Source organism: Streptomyces sp. MBT65 (genome assembly GCF_016612545.1).
Lineage (GTDB): Bacteria > Actinomycetota > Actinomycetes > Streptomycetales > Streptomycetaceae > Streptomyces.
Genome location: NZ_JAENRY010000742.1, coordinates 1 through 534 on the forward strand (window position 1 = coordinate 1; position 534 = coordinate 534).

Genomic DNA, 534 nt, shown 5'->3' on the forward strand with positions numbered 1-534 from the left:
GCGGTGAACTCCGGGCCGGTCCGCGCCCTCGCGCGGACCGGCCCGGAGTTCACCGCCGAGCGCCGTCACCCGTTCCGTGAGGCCGACGAGCCCGAAGCCTCCGCCGTGGGCGGCGGGCGGGAGTTGGGTGCCGCCGTGGCCGTCGTCGGTGACCGTGACCTCCAGGCGGCGGCCGGTGCGGCGCAGGCCCACGGTGACCTCGGCGGCGTCGGCCGCGTGCCGTCGTACGTTCGTCAGGGCTTCCTGTACGACGCGGAAGGCGGCGGCCTGCACCTCGTGCGGGAGGTCGTCGGGCAGGGTGGGGTCGCGGCGCAGGGTGACCTTCTGGGCGGGGCTCGCGAAACCGTCGACGAGTTCCGCGACGGCCGCCAGGTCGCCGACCGGGCGGCGGTCGGCCGCGTCCGGTCCGGCGTCGCGCAGCACGCCGACCGTGCGGCGCATGGAGGCCAGGGCCTCGGTCGAGGCGCGTTCGATGGCGGCCAGGACCGGGTCGAGGTCTTCCGGCCGGGTGGTGGCCATCATGCGGGCCACCTG

1 protein-coding gene is annotated in these 534 nt (G+C 77.0%); it reads right to left on the minus strand.

Features of this window, described 5'->3' with window-relative positions:
* Positions 1-534: ATP-binding protein (locus tag JHN63_RS51910; protein ID WP_200692053.1), on the minus strand; the 534-nt coding region annotated here is incomplete at both ends.